Origin of the sequence: Lewinella sp., assembly GCF_050633125.1 — a bacterium.
GTDB lineage: Bacteria > Bacteroidota > Bacteroidia > Chitinophagales > Saprospiraceae > Lewinella.
The window spans coordinates 1,469-2,017 of record NZ_JBOEFX010000222.1 but is presented as its reverse complement, the minus strand read 5'-3'; the positions used below and the strand labels follow the sequence as shown (position 1 = coordinate 2,017).

Annotated in this window: 1 pseudogene; it reads right to left on the bottom strand. The window is 46.8% G+C overall.

Going from position 1 to position 549, the window contains the following annotated elements:
• Positions 1 to 549 (bottom strand): annotated as a pseudogene (locus ACRBG0_RS28400) (hypothetical protein); the annotation flags it as partial.

The following is a 549-nucleotide window of genomic DNA, read 5'->3' as shown; positions in this document are numbered from 1 at the left end:
CCGTGTATCTGATTTCAGAATTAGGGCCGTCAAGCGCAATGGTCGTAACTGTTTCCTGGAGTTCTACCTCTGTGCCATCACCAGAGGTGTGTTCTGCAATAGGGTTCCCCGTTGTCACAAGGGCAATCACTTCACTATTACCTACGTAATCAGATAAATCTACAGAATTACCATCCTCGATACTTAGTACACTACCCGATAAGCTTAGATTTTGATCATCCGTGCCCGTCCCATCTTGCAAAGCTGATAAATCTACCGTATGTGGTATTTGACCATCATCTTCAACCTCCAGGGTTAGCGTCGTTCCACTGAGGGAGAAGTTATCGACACCTTGGTCATCTGTATCGAGAGTAGCCAGATCAACACTGTTTCCATCTTCGATACTTAGAGTGGTGCCGGTTAGCGTCAGGTTTTGATCATCCGTGCCCGTTCCATCTTGCAAAGCTGATAAGTCTACCGTATGTGGTGTTTGACCGTCATCTTCTACCTCCAGGGTTAGCGTCGTTCCGCTAAGGGAGAAGTTATCGACACCTTGGTCATCTGTGTCTA